Origin of the sequence: Neorhizobium alkalisoli, assembly GCF_002968635.1 — a bacterium.
Lineage (GTDB): Bacteria > Pseudomonadota > Alphaproteobacteria > Rhizobiales > Rhizobiaceae > Neorhizobium > Neorhizobium alkalisoli.
In genome coordinates this window covers 367,092-392,050 of record NZ_PVBN01000003.1, presented here as the reverse complement: position 1 = coordinate 392,050, position 24,959 = coordinate 367,092, and the positions used below count along the sequence as shown (strand labels likewise).

Sequence of the window (24,959 nt, the reverse complement as noted above, 5' to 3'; positions counted from 1 at the left end):
GTTTCCTGCCGATCGCACCACATCGCAAAGACCTCGCCAAGACGGTCTTTCAGCTTGCGCTCCAACCCGCGGCGGGAAGTTTCAGTGCGCGCCAGAAAAAGGCAAAGCCGTGCTCATAGGCATATTTGCGGATGGTGATCACCGGCAACTCACGGACTGCCGAGGCAAGGTCAGCGAGTGCCAATCCGCCATCACCCTCAAGATGTGCCGTGACGATGGCGTGGACCGCATCTGCCAGCGGATTTCTGTCGGCGACGAAGCAAGCTTCGAAATAAGCCTTCAGGTCTTCCGGTTCTGGCGGGCGAGCCAAAGCGTTGTCGAAGACGTAACCGCCGCCGACGGTTGGCTGCATGATCGCATGGATCACCTTCTCCCGCTCGATCTCGCCTTCCCAACGATAGTCGGGGTCATGCACGAACCATCTTTCCGGATCCGCAGTTTTCTGCAGCATCAGGTAATGCGGGAAGGGGTTCTGGTTGAACTTGTTCTCGCGTTCGGGAAGGTGAAACATGTCGAGCATCACCATGACCGAGCCGGTTTCAGGACGGGTCTCGACGAGTTCGATGAGCGCGGTGAGGTTGTCTTCTTTCGATTTCGCCGGATCGTACCATTCACGGATCGGAACCCGGTAGAGCCGGGTGAACCAGTCGCGGAAGAAGTCCTGGGTGATCTCCGGCGAATGATAGAGAAGCTCGAAGCGGTCGCTGACCGTGAGCTTTGCGTCCCAGACTCCGAAATAGAAAGGCCGCTGGTCGAGACCCTGACGCTTCAGCCCGTCGCAAACACAGCTTACGAAGCAATGGACCTTGATATCGTAATAAGCTTCGCCATGGACGCCTTCGTCCGTGGATCCACCGGTCATTGGAAATGATGGAATGGTGGTCTGCGGCGCATAGAGCGCGACAAAATCTGCCATCGTGGCGAGTTCCTGTCGGGCGATCGCCTCTTCCGGCATGGCAAGCCCGTATTCCAGTTCGAGATTGAGGAAGATCTGCAGGATCAGCACGGAGTCCAGATAGAGATCCTCGTTGAGGCGGGCTTCCGGCGCGAAGCTTTGCATATGCGGATGAGCCATCTGCTTGGAAAGCACAGTGCGGACAGCTTCCAGAATTTCGTCGCGATTCATGAGGCAACTCCTGCTCCAAGTGCGACGAACTCGCCGTCAGCATGGCGGGCCGCGACGTCGCGCCGACTGATCTTGCCGTTCGCCTGGCGGGGAATTTCGCTGACCTGAACCATCTCCATGGGCAATTGGTGGCTTGCGAGATGGCGGCTGCACCATTCGCGGATGTCCCGCGACGAAACAGGCTGGCTGGCGCTGTAGAGGAGGGCGACGCGCTCCCCGGCGAAACGGTCGGTCTTGCGGAAGGCAACGGCGTCGGTGACAGCAGGCATTGCCATGACCGCGTCCTCCACATCGCCGGGATAGACGTTGAGGCCCGACACGTTGATCATGTCGTCCATGCGCGACACGAAAACCAGCATGCCGTCTTCGCGTCGATATCCGAGATCGCGCGTGTGGATCGCTGTGCCCCCATCGCTTTGAACAACGACTTCCCCGGTGTCGTCGGCGCTCTTCCCCGTCGAGGCTTTGAGGTGCGGCAGGACGAAGCCCATGTCTGCGGCGGCGCGCATATCCGGGTTGATCGCGATGCAACCGGATTCCGAGCAGCCATATTGCTGGAAAAGATGCTCGCTCCTCGCGCGGATCTGCGTGAACCATGGATCGGGCAGCAAAGTACCGGATGTCATGGCCGCATAGAGCTTCTCCCCCTCAGGCAGAAGCCGGGAGAGTGTGTGGAGGATCGCGGGCGACGAATAGAGGAGCGGGCGCTCGATCTCGCGCAGCACCTTGAGGAGATGTTTCGGGTTTCCCGTCTCCACGATGACCGGAACCTGTCCGCGTTTAAGAGCCACGAGAATACCGCAGATCAGGCCGTAGGAATGGGTGGTCGGGCACGCGATGACCGGAGTCATATCTTCCGGTTCGCGGAAGGTTGCAACGTAGCTTTCAACCTCCCGGTCGATCTCGTTCCAGCTCCTGGCGATGCATTTTGCAGCCCCCGTCGTGCCAGAGCTCATATGCAGCAGCCTACCGGGTCTTGCGGCCTCCTCATGCGCCTCCAATACTTCCGCCGTCAGGCTGTCATAGAAAAGCCGGTCGCAATTCGCCGTAATCGCCAGCTTGCGCGCAGCTGGATAGGGCGTGGCGGGATTGATCGGCAGCACACTGGCGCGCGCCTTGCGGATAGCGAAGAAGAAGGAGAGCCATTCGACGGTGTTGTCGAAGCAGACGGCGTAGCGGCCGGTATTGCCCGCATCAAGGCCGATCTGCCTGCCGATCCGGTCTCCGGCTTCCTCGAAATAGGCATGGTCGTAGAGCTGTCCATCGATCTGGATCATGGCTTCCTCTTTCGTTCGGTTGTTCTCGCGGCCAAGGCATTCGGCACTTCGTGGTGATATTCCGGCTTTTGGGCGAGGAGCTTTCGGGGGATCAGGGATTCGGTTCGGATGAACTGTTGGTCATGCCCCAGTTCAGCCAAGCGCTGCTCTACCGGCCAATCCTCCCGATAGGCCGCCAGCAGAGTTTCGACCCGTTGCCAGAAACGGAATTCGGGAAAACCGTAGCAGACATCGAGAAGATGCGAGATTTCGCTGAGGTTGAACACGAAGAGCGTGTCCATGACGAGTTCGCGAAGCGAATCGAGATTGTCCGTCCAGTAATATTGGTCCGGTTCGGCGTCCCGATAGTCCGGGTTCAATGACCGGAAGTCCGGCGCCTTGTCTGGCTCGCGCAGGAAGGCGGAGGAAAATTCGACGCTTTCATGAAAGTCACGCAGGATGAGCCGTACGGGCCAACCGTCGCGATGCACCAGCAGCATGTTCTGGCCATGGGCTTCCACCGCTATGCCGTGCCAGACCAGCAGATGCCATACGGGCAGGATGGCGACCTCCTGGAGCCTGTTCATCCAGGGCATCAGGCCGAAGCGCTGGATCCACTCGTCTGCGAATGGTCTTCCGTCGCCTTCGATCATCATCAGGGCATTGAAGGGGACGATGGCTTCGCCGGGCTGCAGGGTGGCTTCGGCGTTCTCGCGCCATATGGCCCCGATCTGGCCGGCGAGCGGGCCGCGGGCATCCGCGATGAGGCCCGCATATTCCTCGAGGATGGTGAGCGGATATCGTTCGTGAAATACCGGATCACCGCTGACGATCTCGGCGATCCAGCCGGACAGCGTCGGCGCAGTGCAGACCGAATGCGGTTCGAGCGAACGGCGCGAGGAGGTGTTGATGATGTTGAGCGGCAGCTTGATGCTCGCCGCGCTTGGTCGGTCGATGTTCAGAAGCGACCGAACCGATTGCGTTGCCAGATACCGGTCACCCAGCGCGCCGAGATAATGAGCCTCCCCGGTGGATATCCACCCAGCGGCAAGACCTTCCCTGAGGCTTTTCCATTGCCATGGATGCAGCGGCACGAGCCCGAAATCCTCGGCCGACAACCCTAGTGCCCGTCGTTTTGCCCCGATGAGCGCCCATGTTTTCTCACCGAGCTCTCGGTGCCAGAAATCTTCTTCGCGGTCCGGAAATGCGTTGCCAAGATGTTTTTGCGCGATCAACAGCCAGACGAGCTGAAACGGCTGCCCGGCTTCCGGACTGTAGGCGGCGTGGTCGGTGAGCGAAAAGCCCAAGCGGGCACGGTAGCAGGGATGATATGGATGCCCTTCGTCCAGTGCACCCTCCAGAGCCGCAAAGGACATATCCCGTCGTTCCTTCGGCGGGATATGATGATGGTTCCAATCCGAGAAGATGATCGTTTGTTCGAGCTCTCCGAACAGTCTGCTGCGGGTAACCCCCGTTCCAGGCAGTTCCGGAACGATCGCAGAGAGGGAGGCGGCTTCCCAGCGGTTGTGGGGACCAAGCATTTCGACGGAGCCCGGCGCGATACGGAGTCGTCCAAAGGGCCCGATCCCGCCACGGCAGCGGAACTGCTTTCCGCCAAGCGACCAATCGAATTGCGTATCGTCTTTGCCGATTTTCGTGCGCGTCTCAACGATGCCTTCGAAGAGCAGTGCCGAAACGAGCTGCCGGACCACCCTGTCGCGGGCTTTGCCAGGTTCCTCAAGAGGCAATGGCATGGTTTGTCCTCGATGCCGCGAGCGCGATGGCAACGCGCAGCGGGTTGGGAATGGGGCGGTAGAGGGGGTTGTTGCCGCTGGATTGGAGTTCGTCCACGTCGAACAGGCGGGTCGTCAGATTGGCTTTGGAGGTGATCGTCGGAAGGTCGAGAACGTGCCTTACGAATTCTCTGCCGACACCAGACATCGTCTGTGCGCATTCTTCGAGATGCGTCCGCAACGCGTTTAGAAGCGTGCCTTCGTCGCAGAGGCCGTCATGGCCCATACGGCTGATGACGGAAAACACCTGGTTGACGATCAGGTAATAGGCGAAGCGGTCGCGAATCTCGGCATCGGCGAAATAGAGGGACGCGATGGTCTCCGTTTCCGGGACAAGGCTGGCGAGCCGGCTGCGATGGCGTTCGGAAAGATAAAAGCCCTGATTGTCGCGATAGTAGCTGACGGAAGGGTAGCCTGATGAAATATCCAGAAGGCTGTTCTGCTGGTGGGCTTCGAGCGCCACGCCATGATGGTCGTAGAGCCGGATCAGCGGCTCGACGGCGCAGACGAGGTAGCGATTGAACCAGGCAAGCGCGATATAGGGTATCCCATCGCCGCTTCTTGCCGCCAGTTCACGGATGGTCCGCTCCAATCGCGAAAGCCTCCCGGGGAGGGGATCGGCGGTCAGCGCTGCCAGGGTGACGACGCCTTGTCCCTTCTCTTCCCGGAAGGGGTTCTCACGAAGAATGACTTCAAAGCCGCTTTCCTCGCGATCTGGCAAGTCGAGGGTGATATAGGCGCAATCATGGATGACGCGGAACTTTTCTTCCCGTTCTGCAAGATGGATACGCTGCATTAGCCGGGCCATGGCCACACCAGCGTCGAGTTCCTGGCGACGGTTGATCCGGACGGAATTGGTGATCCGCACGGGAAGTGAGAACTTCAGCATCCAGTCGGCGCCATCGCTATAGACGGTCCGTACGGAGGACGTCGCCGTGAATTGAAGTCCCAAAGGACCCAGTGACCGCAGCTCACCGTTCTGCTCCAGGGCTTGGATTTCCGGCTGAAGGAGGAGAGCCTCGGCCTGAAGCGGATGCATGGGAATAATGCATTCGTCATCACCGATGTAAGGTTCGCGGCCCGACGTCCCTAGCAGAGTACACACCATTTCGCCGGCCTGCATCCTGCCTGCGGAAGCTTGGCGCACCAGACCTGCCCTTGCGGCGAAATAATGGAGCCTGAATTGCCCGCGCAGCTCGGGCGCATATCTCTCCTGCTGCCAATAGGTCATACCCTGCCGGCTCTTTGGCGTCGGATGCTGCCAATGGCCGAAAACAAGCGACTGTTCTGCGTCTATGAAATGGCCTTCTTCTCGATGTCCATGCTCTGCTCGCTCGATGTAATTGTGCATCTGCTGATAGCTGTCCAGAACTCGCGTCAGTAGCTCCACCTCGAATGTGCGCAGCTCATCCCGCCAGGCTCCATCCATACGCCGGTAGGCTTCATGAATGAGAAAAGTGAGGGCCGATAGAGGTTCGATCTGACGCCAGGAGGCGTCGGACGCAACCCGGGACCAAAGCCTGCCAAAGTACTGAGGTCCGCAGATCGACGGCGAAACGATCTCCGCGCGCAACAGCATTTGCTGACGCGGCAGCGACCACTCGATGCAGTCGACCGGCTCGGTGGCTGCCCGATGTACAATCGGCGTGCCGGGATTTACTTCACGAAGATAGCAGTTCGCGAAACTCTGGAATGTTGCCGTTTCCGCCGCTTGCCTTGACGATTGCATGCTTCTCCATCCCCGCTGCGCAAATAGCGATCACGCAATGGTGCTCCGTTTTGGCTTCGCCCGCTAAGAGCCGGCGATCTGCCGGTTCTTGGCGAGACTAGTGCCGACAGTGATCCGGCTGGCGGGTATTGCGGCTGTTGGTTTCGGGGCGAATGGAGGCTTCTACTTGCCTCTGATGTCGCGCCAATGAGGCCGAGGCGGAGGAGCGCAGCACAATTGGTCTGCCCGGCTGTGCATGAAGATGAGATTTCATGGCGGCGAACTCGTTCTTGATCAACCCGGTTTCGGCGCATGCTGAGCAGCGCTCCAGACCCTAAGACGACCGGCCCACCGGTTTTTTTCATCGGCTCTGCATTTTTTCCCGACGGCCCACAGACAGGCAGCGGGATCTACGTCGGCCGCCAGATAGATATCTCTTGTTGATTCAGTGCCAATAGGCAGAGCTGGTCGATATAGGCCAGCAAAACGGAGGTAGACTATCGAATGCGTCCGCCACTGCCGTTAAATGCAAGTCCCTTTCCGGCCGGCATGGACAACAAGATAGATTGCCCGTTCTCGATAGCGATATTCGTACGATCCTCGACCGTGAGATTTTGTCCGTCCGCGAGCCTGGTGTAGATGTATCGGGTGCCGCCGAGATATTCGCTGAACTCGACCGTTGCTGGCATGCCGCTGCGGGCATCTCGGTCGACCTCTACGTGTTCGGGTCGGATTCCGTACTCGACCTCCGAGCCCTCGGGGGGAGCGGCGACCGGCATAGAGACATCGATCTCGACGCCCGAGACACGGACGCGGCCGGGACCGACCCATCTGCCCCGAAGCAGGTTCATGCGCGGCGAGCCGATAAAGCCGGCGACAAACGTATTGGCCGGATCCTCATAGATCTGGCGCGGTGTGCCGACCTGCTCGATGCGGCCGTCGCGCAGGATGACGATACGGTCGGCAAGCGTCATCGCTTCGGTCTGGTCGTGGGTCACGTAGATCATCGTATTGCCGAGCTCGCGGTGGAGCCTTGCAAGTTCGATGCGCATGGTGACGCGCAGTTCCGCATCCAGATTGGAGAGCGGCTCGTCGAAGAGGAACACATCGGGCTTGCGCACGATTGCCCGGCCGATTGCGACGCGCTGGCGTTGGCCGCCGGACAGCTGCCCCGGCCGTCGGTCGAGCAGGTGATCGATCTTCAGGACCGCCGAGGCCTGAGTGACGCGGCGGTCGATCTCGGCGACGCTCGTGCGCGACATCTTGAGGCTGAAGGCAAGGTTTTCGCGCACGCTCATGTGCGGATAGAGCGCATAGGATTGAAAGACCATGGCGATACCCCGCTCCGAGGGATCGAGGTCGGTGACGTCCCGACCCTTGATGGTGATTTCGCCCTCTGTCACCTCCTCGAGACCGGCGATCATGCGTAGCAGGGTCGACTTGCCGCAGCCCGAAGGGCCGACGAAGACGACGAACTCCCCTTCCGTAACCGAGAGATCGATGCCGTGAATGACCTCGAGGCTGCCGAAGCTCTTGCGGATATCGGCGAGAACGACGCTTGCGGCTGTCGGTACAGTCGTCATCGTTTCGGTTCCTACTTTTCGGCCTGCAGCCAGACGAGCATGGCACCCGCTTCCCGGTTGTCCCAAAGGTGATAGGGCACCAGACGGGCCGACCCCGCTTTTCGTTCTGCCCGCGTCGATCGGTAGAGCGAAGAGCCCCATCCGGCGGTGTCTTCCCTCAGCACCGGAAGATCGACAGCGACGGCGCCGCCTAGCTCTTCGAGGACAGTTTCCGTCGTTGCGGGCAGCACATCCGGTATGACGATCGCGTTGAGATCCCCGCCATTGTCGGTTTCTTCCACGCAATAGACGAGCGGGCCCCGCATCAGGGCGACGCGGCCGGCATCCTGCCGCACTTTCGGGTTGGCAAATTGAGGACGAAGGGCAAGCGGCAGGTCGAGGTTGATGCGGTCGCCGTCCTGCCATTCGCGCTCGATCCGTACATAGCCGTCGACAGCAATTGACTGGATTTCCAGCACTTCGCCGTTCAGCCGTAGCTGCGCCGCACCCTCGGCCCATTCCGGGATGCGGAGAGAGACGGTAAAGCGAGCCGGCTTTTCAAGGGCAACGTTGATGCTGACCGCGCCGTTCCAGGGATAATTGCTCACCTGTTCCAACGTGACCTTTGCTTCACTGCAAAGTTCGGCCCTCAGCTTGCTTTCGCCATAGAGGTGCACAGCGATCTCGTCATCGGCAACGGCATACATGTACGACCCGATCGACGCGACGAGACGGGCGATGTTCGGTGGGCAACATGGGCAATGATGCCATTTCCAGCGATGATGCTTCCCGGTGCTTTCCAGCGGATTGTCGTAGAAGAAGGTCCGTCCGTCGATCGCAAGTCCCGGCAAGGCACCGTTGTAGAGCGCCTGCTCCATGATGTCCGCATAGCGGCGGTCGGGTCCGCGCCCCAGCATGCGGTTCGCCCAGAAGACGAGGCCGACCGAAGCGCAGGTCTCGGCATAGGCCGTGTCGTTCGGGAGGTCGAAATAGTCGGTGAAACCTTCATTGGAGGCCGCCGGACCTATGCCGCCCGTGATATACATCTGCTTGGTGACGAGGTCATCCCAGAGCACTTCAAGTGCGTCCGTCAGGCTGTCGTCCTTGTACTCGGTGGCGATGTCGGCCATGCCCGAATAGAGATACATGGCGCGCACGGCATGACCCACGACCTTTTCCTGTTTGCGCACCGGTAGGTGCGCCTGCCCATATTCATAGGTCTTCTGGATGAAGTCGCGGGGGTCCCGTCCATCCCGCCTTGCTTCTTCGGTAAAGAAGTGAGGCTCGGTGCCGCGCTCGTCGATGAAGAACTTCGACAGGTCCAGATATTTGTTTTCACCCGTGACCCGGGCGAGCTTGACCAGAGCAAGTTCGATTTCCTCATGGCCGCAATAGCCAGGTATCTGGCCGGGGCCGTGGCCGAACACCTCGATCATATAGTCGGCATAGCGGCACATGATGTCGAGCAGCTTGCGTTTGCCGGTCGCCTGAAAGTAGGCGACGGCGGCCTCGATCAGATGGCCGGCGCAATAGAGTTCGTGATGATCCCGCAGGTTGGTCCAGCGGCGATTGGGCTGGACGCGCTGGAACCACGCATTCAGGTAGCCATCCTTGTCCTGTAGCTTTTCATAAAGGTCGATGATCGCGTCTGCTCGGGCCTCGAGTTTGGCGTTGGGTTTTCGATAGAGCGAGTAGGCGATCGTCTCGATCGATTTGCCAAGATCGCTGTCCCAGAACATTTGCGTGGTGCCGCCCCATTCCAGAATAGGAATCACGATACCGGGGCTTGGTTGATCGACATCGATTGCCTGCAACATGCCGGCCTCAATGCAACGGTCGAGCAGAATTTCGGCTGTAGCGTTGCAAACAGCGTCCTGCCATTTGCCCCAGAAGCCGTTGAGGTCGACATCCGGAACGGCGACGGGGCGGAACTGGCGATCTTTACGGGTCTTGCTCATGGGCTCACTTTCACTTTGTGGATCGTTATTTCACCGCGCCGGCCATCAGCCCGCGCATGTAGTAGCGCTGGAGAAGCAGGAAGACGAACAGGCAGGGGATGATCATCACGGTAACGCCGGCCTGGACGGCCCCCCAGTCGATCGCCCCGAGACGCCCGGCGCGGACTGCGGTCATCAGCACCGGCAGGGTGTAGTTCCCGTTGCTGGAGAGCAGCACCAGCGCCGCGAGAAATTCGTTCCATGCGTTGAGGAAGGCGAAGATCGAGACGGTCGCGACCCCGGGCATCACCAGCGGCAGAAGCACGCGCACGAGCAGTTTGATGTCGCGGGCGCCGTCGATGCGGGCGGCCTCCTCGATCTCCTTCGGTACCGCGTCGAAGGCGTTGCGCATCATGAAGACGGAAAAGGGGAGCTGAAGCGTCACATAGATCAGCATCAGGCCGAAGAGCGAATTGTTCAGCCCGAGCTTTGCCAGGATGATGAAGAGCGGCGTCAGGATCGACTGGAACGGGATCATCAGCGTCGCGATGATGAGAACAAAAAGCACGTTCTTCAAAGGAAACCGGTAACGCGAGAAACCGTAGCCGGCGAGCACGCTGATGGCGACCGTCAGCACCACGGTTCCCAGCGAGACGATCAGCGAGTTGATCGTGTGCTGCCAGATGCCGGAGCCGAAGCCGTCGAGCGTATGATAGGCGTCGAAGCTGAAGCCCGTCACTGGCCAGGGCGGCAGAGGCGGACGACCGCTCTCTGCGCTCGGCCGGAACGATGCCAGGATGGTGACGAAGAAAGGGGCGAGAAAGAAGAAGGCCGTCCCGAGCCCGACGCCATGGTAGGCGATGCCGTTCCAGAAAGCCCGGCGGGCGCGCCGCTTGCTGCGCGTCTTCATGGCCGGTCGTCCCCCACTTTGAGCAGCCAGAGCTGGATGACGCTGATCAGGACCAGGATTACCAGGAGCGCGATGGAGAGGGCAGCGCCGTATCCGAGATTGAAAGACACGAAGGACTGATTGAAGATGTAATAGACGACGGAAATCATGCGGTTCTGCGGGCCGCCGCTCGTCATGATATAGAACTGGTCGAAGGCGAGGATCGAGCCTGTGATCGAAAGGATCAGGGCAAGGGCGAGGGTGCGGCGCATCAGCGGCAGAGTGAGGTGACGGAAGCGCTGCCATGGACGCGCGCCATCTATCCGGGCAGCCTCGGTCAATTCAGTTGGAATGGCCTGAAGGCCGGTGAGCAGGATGATCATCGTGAAGCCTGCGATTTTCCAGACGACCATGACGATCACGGTCAGGAATGCCGTATCGAAGGTGGCTAGCAGGTTGAGACGCCGTTCCGTGAGGCCGAGCATCTGAAGGAGCGGCGACAGAAGGCCGCTGTCGACATTGGCCAGCCACACCCAAAGGAGCGAAGCCGAGGCAAGGCCAACGACGACCGGCAGGAAAATGACGGTGCGATAGGTGGAGACGAGTGGGCGCTGCTTTTCGACGAAGAAGGCGAGCGGAAAGGCGATGGCAAAAATGGCAATCGTCACGACCACGGTATAATGCGTCGTAAAGCCGAGCGCGGCGAGGAAACGAGCGTCATCGAACATGCGCAGATAGTTCCCGAGCCCGATCCAGCGCGGCGCGCCGAGCAGCGGCCAGCGGTGAAGGCTCATCCAGAGCGTGAAAATCACCGGCAGCACGAAGAAGACCGTAACGAGCGCGATCGCCGGAGCGATATAGGCAAGGCCTTGCCAGCCGGAACTGCGTCGTCTGCGTTTGCGCGCGGGCGAGGATGCAATGGCGGGCATCGTCATAGTGTTACTTTCGCTCTGCTCAAGTCGAGGGAGGAGCGTAGACACGCCCCTCCGTGGCTTCCGGCTTTCTATTGAGCTGCGTCGATTATCGACTGCATTTCGGACTGGGCGCTTTCAAAGGCTCCGTCGACGTCGTTCCCAAAAATCGCAGCATTGATGAAAGTCGCCCAAGGGCCGTTGGCGCTGTTGATCAAGTCGTTGAACTGCAGCGTGTACGGCGTCTTGGCGACAGCAATCGCATCTTTGGCGACGTCGAGCCGCGGATCCAACCCTTTCAGCACTTCGTCCGCAATGTCGCCGCGGGTCGGCAGGCTGCCATATTTGGCCATGATCTTCTGGCCTTCCATCGAATAGGTATATTCGATGAACTTCTTCACGGCGGAGAGCTTCGGGGTGCCTTTGGTGACGACGAAATTGTCGCCGCCGGCAAAGGAGGAGGGTTTGCCGTCCACGCCCGGAATGAGCGCCACGCCGAAATCGATCTCCGGATGCTTCGTGACAAGCGTGCCGATTGCGAACGCACCGAGGCTCTGCTGGCCGATCTTGCCGTTGGTGATGCTGAGGAAGTTCACCCCGTTGTCGCTCGCCGCGCCCGCGGGCACCGTGTCCTTTGCAATGAGATTGCGGTAGATATCGATCGCTTTGCGCATCTGCGGCGTGTCAAGCGTCGCGGTCTTTCCATCCTCCGACAGGATGTCGGCGCCTGCACCCCAGACGAGCGGGGTGAAAGTGAAGATGGCACAGCCGCCGCAGCCGCCGCCGGAGAAGTAGAAACCATAAGTATTGTCGCCGAGTGCACGGATCTTTTCGGCATTGGCGGTGATTTCCTGCCAGGTCGTCGGAGCCTTCTCGGGGTCGAGGCCGGCTTGCTTGTAAAGGCCCTTGTTCCAGGCGAAGATCGACGTCTCGACGAGCAGCGGCAGACCGTAGACGCGCTCTTCATAGGTGCCGAGCTTGACGTGCGAAGGCGACAGAGAACCGAAATAGGTCAGCGATTTTGCCCAGTCCGTCATATCCTCGAGCTGGCCGGCGGCAGCGAAGGCAGGTGTGTAGATGAGATCGAGGGACAACGCGTCTGGCGCCTGACCGCCCGCGATGGCTGTCGCATACTTCTGCACCAGTTCCGAGAACGGTACCTCGGTGAGTTCCACTTTGTCCTGCTGCGCGGTGTTGTAGGCCTTGACCACCTCCTTGAAGGAGTCGCCGATCCCCGAACGAACCCACATATTGATCGTTTCGGCGGAGGCAGCCCCGGAGCCGAGAACGGAGACGAGTGCTGTCGCGAAAAGTAATTTCCTGAGCATGTGCTTCCTCCTTGTCATGGAGCCGCTTCGGCTCCTTCCTCCTGGTTATGATTGTGCCCTGCCGCCGCAGGACTGGCGCACGACCAGCCGGCAGGGCAGCTTGCGCAGGCCCGCCTCCACGGGCTTGCCTTCGCTGAGCGCGAGTACCGTCAGGCCGGCCTGACGGCCGAGCTCCTTGAGATTCATGTCGATCGTGGTCAAAGGTGGTCGGCTCTGTGCGGCGACGATCTCCCAGTTGTCGAAGCCGATCACGGAGACGTCTTCTGGCACGCGGACGCCGCGCTCACGCAGGGCGTCGATGACGCCGCGGGCAATCTGGTCGTTGCCGCAGAAAATGCCGTCGGGGCGTTCTTTGCCCGCTCCCCACAGCTGGTCGATTGCCTCATGCCCCCAATTCTCCGACCAGGCTCCGTAGAGAACGGGAACATCGAGGCCAGCCACGTCGCGGAAAGCTGCGGCGCGCGCGTGAACGGCTGCGAAATCATCCGGACCCGTGACGTGAGCCAGACGTTTGCGTCCGATCTCCTTGAGCCAGGCGGCCGCAAGCGTTGCGCCATGGCCGTCATCCGCGGTGAGTGTCACGCTGTCCGGAGTGCCGGTTGTAAACGCATAGACGACAGGTACTGGCAGGCCGGAGAGATCGACGGGCAGAGAGCCGTCGATCCGCTTGCCCGTGGCTATGATGCCGTCCACCTGTTTGTCCAGCATGGCGTCGACATGGATCTTGCCGAGCGCGGGATCGTCTTCGATCGCGCAGAGGAAGACCGAAACCCCGTGATCGACCAATGCCTCCGAGATTCCGGCCATGACAGGCAGGGTGAACCGCCCGTAGGTGTCGTTGGTCAAAAGGCCGATGGTGAAGGAGCGGCTGGAAAGCAGGCCGCGGGCCAGCGCATTGGGTCGGAAGCCGATTTCGGTCGCGATGCGCTTGATCCGCGCGCGGGTTTCGGCCGCCATCCGCCCATTGTCGTTCAGGGCTTTCGATACGGTCGAAACGCTGACCCCGGCAGCCGTCGCGAGGTCGTGAATGGTGACGCGGCCGTTTCTGTTTCGCAGCTTGATCAGATTGGCCTCCCTTCCAAATCTGGGGTGAGAAAACCTTTTCTCTATCAAGGAGTCAATATGAGAAAACCTTTTCTCATATGACAGATCGATTGGTGTATGCGAAAGATCGGGCTGGATTTCGTAACTTGCGGCACTGTTCGATGTCGCGCGTCTGCGTCGTCGGCAGGCGCCGGTGGTGGAACCAAGCCCCGGGCTGTGATAGCCGGGGCAGGGAGTGATGCCACCTGGGGTCAGGATCTGAGTCAACCACGGGTCCGATGACTTCGAAGCACCCCCACGAGGAACTTCGTTCTATTTTCGCCGACCCGAATTCAAGCTACCCGAACCTTGCGCCCGGAACGCGCCCATTCCGGCAGCCAGGTGTCGTGAGCATGCAACAGATCGTCGACGAGCGACCAGATCTGGTCGAGATCGAGTTCGGCTGCGGTGTGAGGGTCCATCATCGCTGCGTGGTAGATGTGTTCGCGATTTTCGGTCATCAGCGCCTGCACCGTCAACTCTTGCACGTTGATATTGGTTCGCATCAGCGCGGTGAGCTGCGGCGGCAGGTCGCCGATAAAAGTCGGCTGGATACCGGAGGCATCGACAAGGCAGGGCACTTCCGCCGCACAATTTTCCGGCAAGGAGGTGATGCAGCCGTTGTTACGGAGATTGCCGTAGATCACCGAGGGCTCGCCCGTCCAGATCGAATTGATGATGGAGGAAGCATATTCCTTCGAGGACTCCACTTCGATCCTGTCGGCACCGCGATAGGCCTCAGCTTGTCCCTTCCAGCGCTCGATCTGCTCGATGCAACGTTTCGGGTATTCATCAAGCGGAATGCCGAACTTTTCGATCAGGTCCTCGCGACCGTCCTTGATGAAATAGGGCGTGTATTCGGCGAAATGTTCCGAACTTTCGGTGACGAAATAACCAAGCCGCGTCAGCATTTCATAGCGCACCTTGTTCGGGCAGCGCGGGTTCCAGCCGGGCTTCGGGGCTCTCCCTTCGCGATAGGCGCGATGAAGATCCGGGTAGAGATTCCTGTAGGAGCCGTCCGGCTGGCGGTGCTCGAAGGTGAGGAAGAAGGCCATATGGTTGATACCGGCCGACCGGTAGCGGATCTCTTCGTAGGGAATGTCGAGGTCGTGCGCGAGTTCCATCGCTGTGCCCTGGACCGAGTGGCAGAGGCCGACTTGCTTGATGTCGGGATATTTCTCCGCGATCGCCCAGGTATTGATCGCCATCGGGTTCACGTATTGCAGCATGACAGCATTCGGGCAGACCGAACGCATATCTTCGCATATCTTCCACAGATGAGGCACAGTGCGAAGCCCGCGCATGATGCCGCCGACACCCAGAGTGTCGGCAATCGTCTGTCGCAGACCATATTTCTTCGGCACCTCGAAATCCGTGACGGTGCAGGGCTCATAACCGCCGATCTGAAAGGCGACGACGACGAAATCCGCATTCGCCAGCGCCTTCTTCTGATCCGAATAGGTCTCTGCCTTGGCTTTGACGCCGAGTGTCGAGATCAGCTTGTTGACAACGATGGCGCTTTCTTCCAGCCGCTGCGGATTGATGTCCATCAGCGCGATGGTTGCGCCTGACAGGGCGGGACGCTGCAGGACGTCGCCGACGATATTTTTCATGAAGACGGTCGATCCGGCCCCGATGAAGGTGATCTTGGGATTAGCTGCCATGTAAACCTCCGGCATTCGGCAGTTAGGCGACATCGAAAGCGGCTTTGACCAGCCGTTCCGTGTAAGCGGTCTTGGGGTGGGTGAGCACCTCGTCGACGGGGCCCTCTTCCATGATCTTGCCATGCTGCATGACGATGACGCGGTGGCAGAGGGCGCGTACGACCTTCAGATCGTGCGAGATGAAGAGATAACTTAAGCCGCGCTCGTCCTGCAGCTTGCGCAAAAGTTCGATGATCTGCGCCTGAACGGAGAGGTCGAGAGCCGATGTCGGCTCATCGAGCAGGATAAATTCGGGTTCGAGCGCGATGGCGCGGGCGATCGCGATACGCTGGCGTTGTCCGCCGGAAAATTCGTGCGGAAAGCGCGAAAGGATGTTGCCCGGCATGCCGGCGGCAGAAAGCGCTGCCCGCACGCGATCGAGCCGCTCCGCCTTTGTGGTGCCGAGCCCGTTGACGATGAGGCCCTCCTCGATGATCTGGCCGATCGTCATGCGCGGGTTCAACGATGCAAAAGGGTCTTGAAAGACGATCTGCATGCGCGAGCGCAACGGGCGCATTGCAGCCCGCGAGAGGTGGTGGATGGGCTGGCCGTCGAAGGTGATCTCGCCATGATGCGGTGTGTTGAGCCTCACCAGCGATTGACCGAAAGTGGTCTTGCCCGAACCGGATTCTCCGACGAGGCCGAGCGTTTCGTGCCGCCGCAGCGTCAGGTCTAGGTTGTCGACGGCGACCAGCTCACGCAAGTCAGGTTTGAAAAACCCGCCGTGCCGCAGCGTGAAGGATACGCGCACGCCTTTCGCGTTCAAAATTATGTCCGAGCCCTCCGGCAGCGGATTGGCGCGGCCGCGCGGCTCGGACCCGAGCAGATGCCTGGTATAGGGGTGCTGCGGATTGGCAAACAGCCGGTCCTTCGTATTGTGCTCCCGGATTTCGCCATGCTGCATCACATAGATGTAGTCGGCGAACTTGCGCACCACGGTCAGGTCGTGGGTGATGAGGATCACCGCCATCCGCAACTTCTCTTGGAGGTCGCGAATGAGATTGAGGATCTGCGCCTGTACGGTGACGTCGAGCGCGGTCGTCGGTTCGTCGGCGATCAGCACGTCCGGTTCATTGGCCAGCGCCATGGCGATCATCACGCGCTGGCGCTGGCCGCCGGAAAGCTGATGGGGATATTGTTTCAGCCGCGCCTCGGGATCGGGGATCTGGACCTGCTTCAAAAGCTCCAGTGCACGTGCTTCGGCCTGTCTTCGGTTCATCTTCCGATGCACACGGATCGCCTCGACCAACTGGCTGCCGATCGCATAGATCGGGTTGAGCGAGCTCATCGGTTCCTGGAAAATCATCGATATGCGGTTGCCGCGCAGTTTGCGGCGCGCCTTTTCCGAGAGCTTCAAGATATTGCTGCCGTCGTAGTCGATGCTCGATTTCGACAAAACGACGGCTCGCTTGGACAACAAGCCCATCACGGTGCGGGCGGTTACCGATTTTCCCGAACCGGATTCTCCGACGATGGCGATCGTCTCGCCGCGGTAGAGCTGGAAGGAAATGTCTTTCACCGCCTGGACGGTGCCGTGCTCCACCTTGAAGCTCACCCCGATATTGCGTGCGTCAATGATCGGCCTGTCGGAGCGCAGGTCGTGATCGTGCCGGAGCGGCGGAGCAAGCGAACTCGCAAAGGAAAGAGCCATCTCTTTATCACCTTAGTAAGGATCGACTGCGTCGCGTAGCCCATCGCCCAACGCATTGAATGCGAAGACCGTAACCAACACGAAGAAGACGGGAGCGAGAATCCAGGGATAGGTCCCGATGACGGAATAGTTCGCCGTATCCTGCAGCATCAGCCCCCAGGAAATCAGCGGCGGCTTCACCGCAAAGCCGAGGAAGCCCAGGAAGGATTCCAGCAGAACGACACTCGGGATGTGCAGAGTGACGGCGACGATCACATGGCTCATCACGTTTGGGAGGATGTGCTGGAAGATGATCCGCCGGTCGGTGGCGCCGACGGCGATCGCCGCACGCACGTATTCGACGCGCGCCAGCGCCATGGTCTTGCCGCGCACTTCGCGGGACATTTGCGCCCAGCCCAGGGCGGACATCACAATGATGACGAAGCCCAGAAAGACATTGGTGGGGGCCGTGATCGGAATGAGCGACGTCAGAGCGAGATAAAGGGGCAGTTGCGGGAAGGCGAGAACCAGTTCGACAAACCGCTGCACCCAGACGTCGAAGGTTCCGCCGAAATAACCGGACACCAAACCTACGGTGGTGCCGATAAGCGTCACGATGGCAACGACGACGAGTGCGATCATCAAAGAAATGCGTGAGCCGACGATTGCCCGCGATAACACGTCCCGGCCGAACTTGTCGGTACCGAGGAAGTGTACGGGTTGCCCGTCGACCGTGCCGAAGAAATGTCGATCAAGGGGTATGAGGCCGAAGAGCCTGTATTCGGCGCCTTTTACGAAGAAGCCGAGATGGCGCGGATTGTCGTAATCCGGCCCGACAATGGGCTGAAACGTGACCGGGTCGAGCTCCTCGGATTCAGAAAGCGCATAGACGCGCGGCGGAAAGGCGAGGTTTCCATCCTTGTCGCGGAAACTGATCATCTGCGGCGGGGCAAAACCCACATGGGTGGCCTTGGGGTCCATTGGGGCAAAGAAATCCGCAAAGATCGCCATGACGATCAGAAGGGCAACGAGTACGAGGCCCATCATGCCTGTCCAGGATCGCCTCAGCCGACGCCAGACAAGAGTCGTGTAGCTCTCATTGCGGTGCAATTCGTCGTTCACCGTTTCCTCTGGCGATGATGATGGCGCGGTATCGAAAGCGAGCATATCAGGCTCCCGCGAACTGGCGGACACGCGGGTCCAGCATTACGAGCAGCAAATCGGCGATGATGTTGCCGACGATGAGGGTTGCCGACAGCACCATCATGAAGGTGGCCGTGACATAGACGTCGCCTATCGCCATCGAGCCTACGATCGCGGGACCGACGGTCGGCAGGGCAAAGATGATCGCCGTCTCGATCTCGCCGGTCAGCATGTAGGGGAGGGCGACCCCCTGATACATGACCAGCGGATGCAGCGCGTTCGGGACGGCATGCTTCATGACGACCGCACCACCAGACAAGCCCTTTGCTCGCGCCGTTTCGACATATTGAGCGTTCAGCGTGTCGAGCAGATTGCCTCGCATGACCCGCATATTGTAAGCGAGCCCGCCGAAAGTGGCGATCGCCACCACTGGCCAGACGTGGCTGACGAGATCGGCGAATTTTCCAAAGGACCACGGGGCGCCCCCATACTGGGGTGAAAAGAAGCTCCCGATTTCAGAGGCGTTGAACTGAAAGACGAGCAGGTAAACGATGATCAGCGCCATCAGGAAGCGGGGCACCGTCATGCCGAGGAAGGAAATACCGGAGAGCAGATTGTCGATCCAGGTATACTGCCGCGTCGCCGCCCATATCCCGAAGCCGATACCGAGCAACGAGGCGAGGAGATGGCAGACGAGCGCCAGTGCCAGCGTGCGCGGCAGACGTTCTCCGACAACATCCGCTACCGGCTTGTTGTAATACATGCTGTGCCCGAAATCGCCTTCGGTGACGATGCCCTTGATCCAGTTCAGGTATTGGATGACCAAGGGTTTATCGAGACCGTGCTCCGCACGGTATGCCTGCGCCTGGGCTTCGGCCTGGGCATAGGACGCGCCGCTCTGATTGATGAGCTGCGAACGAATGTAGTCGGCATAGTCACCGGGCGGCGCCTGTATGATCGCGAAGGTCACTATGCTCAGGATGACGAGGACGGGGATCGCCGAGACTATACGCACGAGCAGGAATCGTAGCATCGGACGGTCCGTTCTCCTGATGGCCGCATAGGCGGCAAGTTTAAGGTTCGTCCCGGCCGCGCGCCACGACGCGCGGCCGGTTGCTTCACTGGGAGGGGTACACGGTTAGTTCATGGGGCCCTTGTCGCCGGGCTTTCCAGGCAACTGTTCGGGAAAGAGTTCGTATTTGCCTTGGAGGTCGGCCGCCACCCAGAGGCGTTCGCGGATCACGGAATCTTCGGCCCAGTTGAACATGAAGATCGGAGTGCCCTGCGGAACATTCGAGAAGCGTTTGTTGATGATCAGCGCGCCCGGATATTCGGTGAGGCCGACAGTATCGACGTGCTCGGTCGCCGTTTTCTGATACTGTTTCATCAGGCTGACGCGCTCATCGCTGTTCTGGCTGGTCTGGAACTTGCCGACGATATCCGCGAGCTGCTTCTCGTAAGGCAGGAGATCGAGCGTGCCATCTTTGCCCGCACGATGATGCCAACTCGTGCGCGGGCCGACGGGCGCAAGTTGCTCGGTGCTCTGCACGACGGAGGCGAGCTCGGGCATGTTGCGTTGGATTGCCCAGTCGAAACGTCCGCCATAATGAGCATCGTCGCGCTTCGGACCGTCGAGGGCGTTGAAGATGATCTTGAGCCCGAGCTTCTCCATCTGGCCAATGACACCTTCGGCCAGGCTCTTGTCGGTCGCGTAGCCGTTATGGACCAAAAGCACGATTTCGACGTTTTTCCCGCCCGCCGTGCCCGAGGGGAAATTGACCACGCCATCGCCGTTCGTATCCTTCAACCCGACCTTGCCAAGCAACGCCTTGGCACCGTCAAGGTCGTAGGGATAGTAGACGGTCGAGTTGCGGTCGTAGAAACTCGTGCCGGACGAAATGCCGCCCGGATAGATGGCCGTGAAGGGACCCTTGACGAGGGAATCACCGATCGCCTTGCGGTCGAGCGCCATGGTGATCGCCTTACGGAAGTCCTCGTTGCGGTTGAGCTCGCGAATTGCCTGTCCGCGCTCGTCGGGATCGCCCCAGCCGTTGCCCGAGAGGTTCAAACGCATATTGTAACCGATCAGCCGCGGCCCGAAGGCGAGGCGCGCGGGCGCCGTCTTTTCGGCAGCACGCTTGAGCGAAGCGACGAAGTTTTCGGGCTGTTCAAGATTTGAAATATCGGCTGAGCCGGCGACCGCCTGCACGTCGCGGTCTGCCCAGGTCGAGAGCTTGTAGTGGAGCTCGTTGAGATAAGGCAGCTGGTTACCCTTCTCGTCGACCTTCCAGTAATATGGGTTGCGCCGCAGGACGATGATGTCGTCCGGCCGGTATTCGACCGGCACCCAGGCACCCATCACCGGCATGTTCAGGAACTCCGGCGGGAAGGCGTTCTTGAATTGGTCGTAGGTTTTCTTCGAATATTTGGGATGATGGGGTTTCAGGACATGCGACGGGCCTGGGCAGAAATTTGGATAGGCCATGGTGTAGAGATACTGCTTCGGGAAGGCCTCCTTGAAGGTCCACTCCACCGTATGCTCATCGATCTTCTTGAGGGTCGTTCCCGCACCGAAGGCTTCTGGGGAGGCGCCGCCGCCGAGCGGTGAAATATTCGGGTCAACGACCTCGTCTTCCCAATAGAACATCACGTCGTCAGCCGAAAACGGCGCGCCATCCGACCATTTCGCACCTTCGACCAGGCGCATTGTGAGCTTGTGGCCGTCCGGCGACCATTCCCAGCTTTTCGCGAGGTTGGGCAGCGGTTCGGTGTCCTTTGCCTCGACCTGGAAAAGAGGCGCAGTGCGCGTCAGGCATTCGGACAGACCGATATCGATGCCACCCCAGCCCTGGGTCTGGCCGGCTCCATAGTTCCAGCCTTCGGGCCGGCCGCCGATGACATGACGCAACGTGTCGCCATAGGTGCCGGTGCCGTCCGGCATGTTCTCCGTCTTGAAGACCAACGGCTCCTTCGGCAATCGGTCTTTGACCGACGGCAGCTTGCCGGTGGCGACGAACTTTTTAGTGACCCAGTCGGGTTCGTGATACTCGGGCATCGCCTTGAACTCCAGGATGGAGTCGCGCGACACATATTTGATCTTGCCTTCCGCCGGAAATTGCGGCGGAACCGGCGGCGTGGTCGGCTCGGATGCATGAGCGGTCATCGCACCCACCGAGACGCCGAATGCCAATCCGGCAAGAATGCCGGCAGTTTTGAAATTGCGCATCGCCTCTCCCTCCTGTTCGGAGCGCCGCGGCGTCTCCGTTTCTCCTCGAACGACTTGCGAACGCGGATTTTGCGGCGCGAACCTTCCTCCCGAAGGTCTGACCCCTCCGCCTCGCCAAAGCATTTTCACACAGCCTGTTTCAGCCTCTCCTTTTCCGCGCGCAGCTCATCTATGGAGCGCACGTTTCGACGGGCGGCGCCCGCCCAGTCGCGGGTCTTCACCGTGCTTCGGGCAAGCCGCTCCCTGGCGCCCGGTACGGCGTTCGCATATTGCGGCAGCCACGGGGCCTGCGCGACGACCATCTCGTCCACCATCTGCCAGACTTCCTCGGGCGTGCAGACCGCGCCGACCAGCGGGTCGTGCAGGACGGCGAGCTTCAGCAGATCGATATCGCCGCTGATCGCCGCATGGACAGACATGCGCTGCACGTTGATGGATGCGATGCAGGTCGCCGCACAGGCTTCCGGCAGCGTGATGCCGGCGACCATGTTGATTCCGAAACGATCGACGAAGCCGGGCGACTCGATGATAGCGTCAGCGGGAAGGTTGGTGATGACGCCGTCGTTCTTGACGTTGAAATGGCCACGATAGATCCGGCCGGTTTCCAGCGCTTCCAGAATATGGCTCGCGTGCTCATTGGACCGCTTGGTCGGATCGACCGGCTTTTCGGCAGAGGCGAGGAACTGCGGGAATTCGGTCTCGAACCAGTTGCGGGTTTCGGTCGAGTAGCGCAGATAGCCGCCGGTCTCGCCATGGATCCAGTCGGACATGTCGATCCACCTGGCAATCTCGTCCGGGCGCTTGCGGTACCAGGGCAGATATTCCGAGAGGTGGCCGTTGCTTTCCGTCGAATAGACCCCGAAGCGCTTCAACACATCTATGCGCAGCTTTTCCTGCTGGGAAAAGATCGGATGGGCCTCGAAGGCGGCGATCAGCTCGTCCTTGCCGATCTTGCGGCCGTTGAGGCGCAGGTCGACGAACCATGTCTGATGGTTGATGCCGGAGCAGACATAGTCGAGCTCCCTCAGCGACTTGGCACCCAGCACTTCGGCGATCTGCTCGGCACCGTGCTGTACACCATGGCACAGGCCGATCGTATCGACCTTGCCATATTCGATAGCAGCCCAGGTGTTCATCGCCATGGGATTGGCATAGTTCAGGAACTTCGCACCGGGTGCCGCGACTTCGCGGATATCCTTGCAGAACTCGAGAATGACGGGAATATTGCGCTGGCCGTACAGGATGCCGCCGGCGCAGATCGTATCGCCGACACACTGATCGACGCCATATTTGAGGGGAATGCGGATATCGTCCGCATAGGCTTCAAGCCCTCCGACGCGCACGCAACTGATGACGTAGCGCGCGCCCTCAAGAGCCCGGCGGCGGTCTGTCGTGGCTGTTACTTTGGCAGGCAGGCCATTTGATCTGACGATCCTGTCGAGGATCGCTTTGATCATTTCGAGATTATGTTCGCTGATGTCGGTCAGGGCAAATTCCACGTCCCGAAATTCAGGCACGCAGAGAATGTCGGTAAACAGTTTCTTGGTGAAACCAACGCTCCCCGCGCCGATTATAGCGATTTTGAAACTCATGTCCTTCACCCTGGTCTGAGAAATGCTAACTTGGAGTGGCGCAAAGGAGGATAGACGGCATACTCACGCATATGGCCCGAAAATGCTTCGTTTTGAGCTTTTGGTCCCTCGGCCCTACGTTCGGCCGCGGTTCTTTTTCTCTGTTGCGCAGGATTATGCCCAAATCGGAAGAGGCCACCAGAGAAGTATTATGCTTTCGAGGGTAAATTTGTGCTGCAAGATTTGATCGCTCACGGGCAATCGATGCGAACGATTTCTTTCCCGCGGGGACGGCAGCGGCTGCATGCCATGCCGACCAGCGCCGGATATGAAGTGCGCCAGAACGAAGTCTATGACTGGGATGGCAGGAAGCGTGGCCAGATCCCTTTTACGGTTCTGCAACACACGATCAGCGGCTCCGGCCGACTGCGTTACCAAAATCGGAACTATAGGCTGCAGGGCGGCGATACTTTCCTGTTGCTCGTGCCCCACAACCATCGCTACTGGCTCGAGAAGGATGAGCGCTGGGAGTATTTCTGGATCTCGATGCATGGCGAAGAGACGTTGCGCATCCACAAGATGGTGCTGGCCCTCGCCGGTCCGGTGCTCAAGCTGCAGCCCTCGACGATCGATCACCTCGCCGACTGCAGCCTGAGGCTGGTCAAGGGGGCGACCACGCCAGGCACGGCCTCCGCCATAGCTTACGAAGCGGCGATGGCACTTTACGATGGCGTCTTTGGCTCACCCGCCTTTGTGGCTGAACAAAGCGCGATGCAACCTGTCATCGATTATATCAACGCCAATCTCGAAAAGCCGCTTCCCGTCCACGAACTGGCAGAAATCGTCGGCCTCAGCCGTGCGCATTTTTCACGAAGCTTTGCCGAGAGTGAAGGGATTCCGCCTGCAGAATACGTGCTGCAACAACGTCTGCAGCGTGCGGCGAAACTTCTGACGAAAGCCGACTTCCTGCCCGTCAAGGAGGTGTCGATCATGTGCGGTTTCGATGACCCGAATTATTTCGCCAAAGTATTTCGCCGCATCTACGGCATCACACCTACGGAATTCAGGACCACCGGCATGTATGCCAGCATCGGTAAGATTAGGTAGGCATCGCCCAGGTCGGAGGCTCCATTTCGGCTCACGGCATTGCATGGGCCGCAAAGCGACTGTCCCGCCGGAAATCGGATGGCGACATGCCGGCAATATGCCGGAAGGACTTGTTGAACGCACTGATCGAACCGAAGCCGCTGTCCATCGCGACCTGCAGCACGTTGGCTCCCTCTCGCATCAGAAGAGCCTGGGCACGGGAGAGCCGCAGGAGGTTGACATATTTGCTGAGCGTCATTCCGGTCGACCTCCGGAAGATGTTCATCGCGTATTTCGGATGAAGATCGGCGGCGCGCGCGATGTCGATCGTGTCGATGTCCTGCATGAAATTTGCTGCGATGAAGTCGCACATGCGTGCGACGCTTTTGGCTGACTGTGCATAAGGTTGATCCGGGCTGAGCGGATCGGTGCCGGCAGCGGCCTCCGGTACCATGCAAAAGGAATCGAGCACGATCCGCTCTATCCGCAGGAGCAGCTCATCCACGGCATGCTGTCGTTTGAGGGGATTGCCGGAGGTCACATATTCGAACCAGCGCGCGAAGTTCTCCTTGTCCGCTGCGTCGGTGGCCGATGTCAGCAAAGTCGCGCCATGCATCAGCCTGCTCGCGAGATCGCCCGGCAGGCGCAAACGAAAGAAGTGCACCAGCGGAAGGTGCGCCCCGGCATAGAAGGAGTCGTCGGAGGATTCGTCCATCCGATGCGGCTGCCCGCCCCAGAAGAGACACATCTGGCCGGCGTGGAGCCGCACATCATGCTCTCCCATGCGATAGCGGACCGTGCCGCGGATCACGTAATTCACCTCCACCTGCGCGTGCCAGTGCGGCATCAGCATGATCGGCGGGTGCGTGAAGAACATCTGCAAGGCAGTCGGCGAGCCTTCTATGCTGCTTGCACCCGGTTGGTAGATCGCTCTGCTGACTACCTTACTTTCCGCCAAATCCATGTTCCCTTTTTCGGAGACAGATGTTTCGCAGGCGATAATTTAG

Annotated in this window: 18 protein-coding genes; 1 reads left to right on the top strand and 17 read right to left on the bottom strand. The window is 59.8% G+C overall.

Features of this window, described 5'->3' with window-relative positions; genetic code table 11:
* Nucleotides 1-49: 49 nt before the first annotated feature.
* The 16 genes from C5L13_RS09210 to melA (C5L13_RS09135) all read right to left on the bottom strand — a co-directional run bounded on the left by C5L13_RS09210 (nucleotide 50) and on the right by melA (C5L13_RS09135) (nucleotide 22,887).
* A complete protein-coding gene (locus tag C5L13_RS09210) occupies nucleotides 50-1,126 on the bottom strand; it encodes a DUF6005 family protein (protein WP_105382970.1) in 1,077 nt (358 codons plus the stop codon).
* The gene (locus C5L13_RS09205; protein WP_105382969.1) at nucleotides 1,123-2,403 is read right to left on the bottom strand and encodes an AMP-binding protein; all 1,281 of its coding nucleotides are present in this window, start codon (nucleotides 2,401-2,403) and stop codon (nucleotides 1,123-1,125) included. Before C5L13_RS09205 ends, C5L13_RS09210 begins: the two co-directional genes overlap by 4 nt.
* On the bottom strand, nucleotides 2,400-4,136 hold the full coding sequence (locus C5L13_RS09200; protein ID WP_105382968.1) for an IucA/IucC family protein: 1,737 nt from the start codon (nucleotides 4,134-4,136) through the stop codon (nucleotides 2,400-2,402). The genes C5L13_RS09205 and C5L13_RS09200 overlap by 4 nt, the downstream gene beginning before the upstream one ends.
* Nucleotides 4,120-5,904 (bottom strand): IucA/IucC family protein, encoded by a 1,785-nt coding sequence (locus C5L13_RS09195; RefSeq protein WP_105382967.1) that lies wholly within the window; start codon nucleotides 5,902-5,904, stop codon nucleotides 4,120-4,122. The genes C5L13_RS09200 and C5L13_RS09195 overlap by 17 nt, the downstream gene beginning before the upstream one ends.
* A gap of 476 nt (nucleotides 5,905-6,380) precedes the next feature.
* Nucleotides 6,381-7,466: an ABC transporter ATP-binding protein gene (locus C5L13_RS09190; RefSeq protein WP_105382966.1), complete on the bottom strand. Its 1,086-nt coding sequence runs from the start codon at nucleotides 7,464-7,466 to the stop codon at nucleotides 6,381-6,383.
* A gap of 11 nt (nucleotides 7,467-7,477) precedes the next feature.
* Nucleotides 7,478-9,403: a glycoside hydrolase family 127 protein gene (locus C5L13_RS09185; RefSeq protein ID WP_105382965.1), complete on the bottom strand. Its 1,926-nt coding sequence runs from the start codon at nucleotides 9,401-9,403 to the stop codon at nucleotides 7,478-7,480.
* A 25-nt stretch (nucleotides 9,404-9,428) separates the two neighbouring features.
* Nucleotides 9,429-10,292 (bottom strand): carbohydrate ABC transporter permease, encoded by an 864-nt coding sequence (locus C5L13_RS09180; protein WP_105382964.1) that lies wholly within the window; start codon nucleotides 10,290-10,292, stop codon nucleotides 9,429-9,431.
* A complete protein-coding gene (locus tag C5L13_RS09175) occupies nucleotides 10,289-11,206 on the bottom strand; it encodes a carbohydrate ABC transporter permease (RefSeq protein ID WP_105382963.1) in 918 nt (305 codons plus the stop codon). Before C5L13_RS09175 ends, C5L13_RS09180 begins: the two co-directional genes overlap by 4 nt.
* A gap of 68 nt (nucleotides 11,207-11,274) precedes the next feature.
* Nucleotides 11,275-12,510: an ABC transporter substrate-binding protein gene (locus tag C5L13_RS09170; protein ID WP_105382962.1), complete on the bottom strand. Its 1,236-nt coding sequence runs from the start codon at nucleotides 12,508-12,510 to the stop codon at nucleotides 11,275-11,277.
* Nucleotides 12,511-12,555: 45 nt separating this feature from the next.
* Nucleotides 12,556-13,575 carry a LacI family DNA-binding transcriptional regulator gene (locus C5L13_RS09165; RefSeq protein ID WP_245571197.1) on the bottom strand — a complete coding sequence of 340 codons (1,020 nt, stop codon included), beginning with the start codon at nucleotides 13,573-13,575 and terminating at the stop codon, nucleotides 12,556-12,558.
* A 311-nt stretch (nucleotides 13,576-13,886) separates the two neighbouring features.
* A complete protein-coding gene (gene melA / locus C5L13_RS09160; RefSeq protein ID WP_105382961.1) occupies nucleotides 13,887-15,257 on the bottom strand; it encodes an alpha-glucosidase/alpha-galactosidase in 1,371 nt (456 codons plus the stop codon).
* A 22-nt stretch (nucleotides 15,258-15,279) separates the two neighbouring features.
* Nucleotides 15,280-16,947, bottom strand: a complete 1,668-nt coding sequence (locus C5L13_RS09155) for an ABC transporter ATP-binding protein (protein WP_105382960.1) — start codon at nucleotides 16,945-16,947, stop codon at nucleotides 15,280-15,282.
* Nucleotides 16,948-16,959: 12 nt separating this feature from the next.
* The gene (locus tag C5L13_RS09150; RefSeq protein WP_105382959.1) at nucleotides 16,960-18,093 is read right to left on the bottom strand and encodes an ABC transporter permease; all 1,134 of its coding nucleotides are present in this window, start codon (nucleotides 18,091-18,093) and stop codon (nucleotides 16,960-16,962) included.
* Between the two features lies 1 nt (nucleotide 18,094).
* Nucleotides 18,095-19,102, bottom strand: a complete 1,008-nt coding sequence (locus C5L13_RS09145; RefSeq protein ID WP_105382958.1) for an ABC transporter permease — start codon at nucleotides 19,100-19,102, stop codon at nucleotides 18,095-18,097.
* 105 nt (nucleotides 19,103-19,207) lie between these two features.
* Nucleotides 19,208-21,295 carry an ABC transporter substrate-binding protein gene (locus C5L13_RS09140; RefSeq protein WP_105382957.1) on the bottom strand — a complete coding sequence of 696 codons (2,088 nt, stop codon included), beginning with the start codon at nucleotides 21,293-21,295 and terminating at the stop codon, nucleotides 19,208-19,210.
* 125 nt (nucleotides 21,296-21,420) lie between these two features.
* On the bottom strand, nucleotides 21,421-22,887 hold the full coding sequence (gene melA, locus C5L13_RS09135) for an alpha-glucosidase/alpha-galactosidase (RefSeq protein WP_105382956.1): 1,467 nt from the start codon (nucleotides 22,885-22,887) through the stop codon (nucleotides 21,421-21,423).
* 243 nt (nucleotides 22,888-23,130) lie between these two features.
* On the opposite strand from melA (C5L13_RS09135), the gene C5L13_RS09130 reads away from it, so the two are divergent.
* The gene (locus tag C5L13_RS09130) at nucleotides 23,131-23,973 is read left to right on the top strand and encodes an AraC family transcriptional regulator (protein ID WP_105382955.1); all 843 of its coding nucleotides are present in this window, start codon (nucleotides 23,131-23,133) and stop codon (nucleotides 23,971-23,973) included.
* Nucleotides 23,974-24,004: 31 nt separating this feature from the next.
* Here the strand turns inward: C5L13_RS09130 and C5L13_RS09125 are convergent, their stop codons facing one another.
* Nucleotides 24,005-24,916, bottom strand: a complete 912-nt coding sequence (locus C5L13_RS09125; RefSeq protein ID WP_105382954.1) for a helix-turn-helix domain-containing protein — start codon at nucleotides 24,914-24,916, stop codon at nucleotides 24,005-24,007.
* Between the last annotated feature and the right edge of the window lie 43 nt (nucleotides 24,917-24,959).